A 4261-nucleotide genomic window follows, 5' to 3' on the forward strand; every position below is an offset into this window, starting at 1 on the left:
CTACTGCTTTGCGCGGCCCACGCACAGCTATCTGAACCTGTCGCCGGGGCTGGACTTCGAGACCCGCATCATTGCCAAGGTCAATGCGGCCGAGCGTCTGCGCGAAACGCTGGCCGGCGCCAAGTACGTGCCCAAGTCGCTGGTGCTGGGCACGGCCACCGATGCTTACCAACCGGTTGAACGCAAGCTGGGCATCACGCGCCGCATCGTCGACGTGCTGGCGGAGTGCAGCCACCCGTTCTCGGTCGTCACCAAGAGCAGCGGCATCGAGCGCGACCTGGACCTGATCGCACCGATGGCCATGCAGGGCCTGGTGTCGGTCTACCTGTCGGTGACGACGCTGGACAACGACCTCGCCCGCATCCTCGAGCCACGCGCTGCGGCGCCCGCGCGGCGGCTGCGCACCATCCAGGCACTGGCCGAGGCTGGCGTGCCGGTGGGCGTCAGCGTGTCGCCCGTCATTCCCTTCATCAACGAGCCCGAGCTGGAACGCATCCTCGAAGCCGCTGCAGCGGCCGGGGCGAGTTCGGCGTTCAGCATCCCGGTGCGCCTGCCCTGGGAGGTGAATCCGCTGTTCCAGGACTGGCTGCAGCGCCACTTCCCCGACCGCGCCGAGCGTGTCATGGCGCGCATCCGCGACATGCGCGGCGGCAAAGACAACGACGCTCGCTTCGRCACGCGCTTTRCCGGCGAAGGCGTGTGGGCTCAGCTGCTGCAGGCGCGCTTCCAGCGGGCCGTCCACAAGCTGGGCCTGCGCAACAAGCGGCGGCCGGTGCAACTGGCGCTGTTCACACCGCCACGCAAACCGTCAGCGCAGGGGAGCCTGTTCTAGCGCCGGCAGCCGGCGAGCAAATCCCAATCGGCCTTGTAGACGTCCGACCGAGCGCCCACCCAACCCATCGCGGTGTGGAAGAGGTTGTCGTGCGAGGCGGGCTTGTCGCGCAGGCCTTGCAGGCAGCCGGGCTTCAGCGACGCAGCCAGCCCTCCACCCTCGGGCACCCACAGCACCATGGGCACATGCGTTTGCTCGGCCGGCGCCATGGCATAGGGCATGCCGTGCAGATAGAGGCCRTTCTCGCCCAGCGACTCGCCGTGGTCAGAGACGTAGAGCATGCCCACATCGAAGGCCTGTTGCGCCTGCAGCCAGGCGATGCTGCGCGCCAGCAGGCGGTCGGTCGTCACCAGCGTGTTGTCGTAGCCATTGACGACCTGCTCGCGCGGGCACTGCTGCAGCGCGTTGCTCTTGCACTCGGGCTGGAAGGGCTTGAGGTCGGGCGGTGAGCGCTTGAAGTAGGCCGGGCCGTGGCTGCCCATCTGGTGCATGACGAGGACGACGCCACGCTTCACACGCGCCGGATCCAGCGCCGCGATGCGTTTGTCCAACTCATGCAGCAAAGCTTCGTCGAAGCATTCTTCGCCATCGCACAGGCCCGCCGGCAGCGGAGCCGCGCCTTCAGGCAGCTTGGCTGTTGAGCTGTTGGGCACGCGGTCGCAAAGGCCTTTGCAGCCGCTCTGGTTGTCCAGCCACAGCACGGCCAGGCCGGTGCGTTGCAGCACGTCGAGCAGGTTTTCCTGCGTACCCTTCACGTCGCCAAAAGCCTCGCGGCCCAGCGGCGAAAACATGCAGGGCAGGGAGGCCGCCGTGGCGGTGCCACAGGAGGTGACCTGGCGCAGGCTGATCAGATTCGAGCTTGGCAGCTTGGCCAGCTCCGGGTTCGTTTGCCGTGCGTAGCCGTTCAGGCTGAAGTTCATGGAGCGCGCCGTCTCGCCGACGACGAACAGCAGCAACGGCGGCCTGGCCCCTTCCGCGCGCGGCAGCAGCCGGGCGTCGACGCCGATGACGGCGGGCGGGCCGCTGGGTGCGGCCTGGCGGCGCAGCGCGGCACTGCTGATCGAATAGACCGCGTTCAGCGGCGTGACCATGTAGCGGATGGTCTTGTAGTTGCGCATCGTCGATGACAGATMGGCAAACACGCTCAACGCCAGCAGCACCATCGCGACGAGGCCGAGGCCAAAGGCGACGACGTTGCCGCCCAGGCGCTTCGGCAGGGCCTGCCGCGGCGCGGTGGGCCGGCGCAGCAACCACCAGGCGGGCAAGGCGCCCAGCAGTGCGATGCTGACGAGCAGCCGCCAGCTCAGCAGGTCGCGCGTTTCGCGCACGTCGGTCTGCACCATGTTCGTGACCATGGTGGGGTCGAAGACGATGCCGTAGCTGCCGATGAAGTGGGCCAGGGCGCCGGCGCTCAGCAGCAGCACGACGAGCAGGCCCTTGATGAAGCGCGGCCAGGCCAGCAGGCTCAGCAGCGCGCCGGTCGCGGCGGTGACCATGCCGGCAAAGGCAAGGATGAAGAAGGGGCGCACATCGGCCATGCCGTGCAGCTGCTGCCACAGCGGCCAATTGGCCAGCAACCCCATCCACAGGGCGGCCAGCCAGGCCTGGGTGAGGGGACGCGAGGTGTCGGGCTGGAACCAGGCCAGCAGGCGCTTGAGCAAAGGCATCAGGAGGCGGAAAGAGGCGGCGACGCATTCTCGCGGCCCCGCGCGGGCTGGCGTCTCGGGTGATACGTGGCCGACAGCGCCGGGTCAGCTCAAGCGGCGATTTCGGCCGTCGCCGCGCGCAGCGTGACGCCGCCCGCGGCCCGCGCCTTGCCTGGCCCGCCGCCCATGGGCTTCACATAGCGCCCGTGCAGGTCGTCGATCTGTTCGGCAAGGCTTGAAGCGCCTTCGATCTTCTCGGCATGGCGTTTCAGCACCAGGCCGGCCATGTCGATGAGCTTGGCGTTGCGCGTGGCCTCGCCCTGCTGGATCAGCAGCTCGACGGCCACCTTGGCACTGCCGCGCAGCGAGTGGCGCATGGCCGTCTCGGCGACATTGAAGATCTGCTGGTGACAATCGCGGAACTGCTCGGCCGCGCCCTGGTGGCCTTCGGACATGGACACGAGGATCTCGGTGCTGGCCTTGGCCGAGCAGTAGCGCGTGCCCAGGCCGCGCAGAATGGGCATCATCTCTTCAAGCTCGACCTCCTGGCTGGACAGGCGTATCCACAGCGCCGTCAGCAGCGAGGCCGCCTCGAGGTCGAAGTTGCCGCTCTGGGCATGCTCGGTGACCTCGCGTGCCATGACCAGGGCCTGGCCGACACGGCGCTCCAGCAGGAAGGCCAGGCCGCGCAAGACCAGGTCAAAGCGCTGCAGCCGGATGGAGCCCGGCGCGCGTTCCAGCGCGGCGGCCAGCGCGTCGTGGGTGTACTTGAAGCCCTTGTGGTCCTTCGCGTCAAAGCGCATCAGGCCGATCAGCACGAGGCTGAGCATGTCGAAGAGCTTGGAGCGCAGGCCCTGGGACATGGCGCGCTCCAGCATCTTCAGCGCCTCGGCGCGCTGGCCGGCGTAAAAACCCAGTGAGCCACAGCGCTGCAGGCGCAGCAGGCAGCCGGGCGTCAGCGTCGCGGCGGTCTGATAGGTCTTGAGTGCCTGGGCGAGGTCGCCCTGTTCCATCTGCACATGGCCCATCAGGTCATGCGAGTCGGCGTAGTCGGGCAGGTCGCCGGTGAGGTTTTCCAGCGTGCGGCGTGCGGCCTGCAAATTGCCGCTGGCCACCTCGGTACGCGCCACGCCCAGTCGCGCCCAGGGCACGGTCTTGGCAGCGATGATGGCCTCGTACAGCGTGCGCGCGTCGTCGAAGCGCTTCAGCCGCAGCAGCAACTCGGCACCGATGCGCGCGGCATAGAGCCAGTACTTGTCCTTGGCATCGAAGCGCGCCAGGCAGAGGTTGGCAGCGGTCTCGAAGTCCTGGTTCTCGATGGCCTCGAAGATGCCCTTGAGCACGCGCTTGCGGTGGCGCGCACTGGCCAGGCGCTCGGCGAGGTTGGCGCTGGTGTAGGGCTTGATGAGGTAGGCGTCGAGCGCGGCTTCAGCGGCCTCGGCCACCTTGGCGTACGTGRCCTCGCTCGTCACCATGACGAAGACCGTGGAATAGGGCAGCAGGCCTTCACGACGGAGTTCGTCGAGCAGGTCCTGGCCCGAGGTGTCGCTGCTGTCGAAGTGGTAGTCGCACAGCACGATGTCAAACGTCTGATGCTCCAGCATCACCCGCGCATCCTTCACGCGTGGCGTCTGGCGCACGGTGCCGACACCCAGGTCGCGCAACTGCGCCGACATCAGGCTGCGTGAGTTGGCGTTGCTGTCGATGATCAACGCCGACGCCGTCTGGATGGTCTGGTCCATCAGGAACATGCGGCCTCCCGCCCCGGCGCCGGGCCGTGGAT

The 4261-nt window shown here is 67.9% G+C and carries 3 protein-coding genes; 1 reads left to right on the forward strand and 2 read right to left on the reverse strand.

What is annotated here, in order from left to right; all coding sequences use genetic code 11:
- Positions 1-832, forward strand: an 832-nt coding sequence (locus tag ACXJKR_RS25780; protein ID WP_457325229.1) for a PA0069 family radical SAM protein, incomplete at its 5' end; no start/stop codon positions are given.
- On the opposite strand, the gene ACXJKR_RS25785 is transcribed toward ACXJKR_RS25780, so the two are convergent.
- Together ACXJKR_RS25785 and ACXJKR_RS25790 are read right to left on the reverse strand one after the other, a co-directional pair.
- Entirely contained in the window at positions 829-2499 is a 1671-nt protein-coding gene (locus tag ACXJKR_RS25785; RefSeq protein ID WP_457325230.1) for a phosphoethanolamine transferase, read from the reverse strand. The two genes, ACXJKR_RS25780 and ACXJKR_RS25785, sit on opposite strands and share 4 nt — an antisense overlap.
- A gap of 89 nt (positions 2500-2588) precedes the next feature.
- A partial coding sequence (locus tag ACXJKR_RS25790; protein ID WP_457325231.1) for a response regulator occupies positions 2589-4261 on the reverse strand: 1673 nt, incomplete at its 5' end.

The organism is Roseateles sp. P5_E11, from assembly GCF_054049355.1.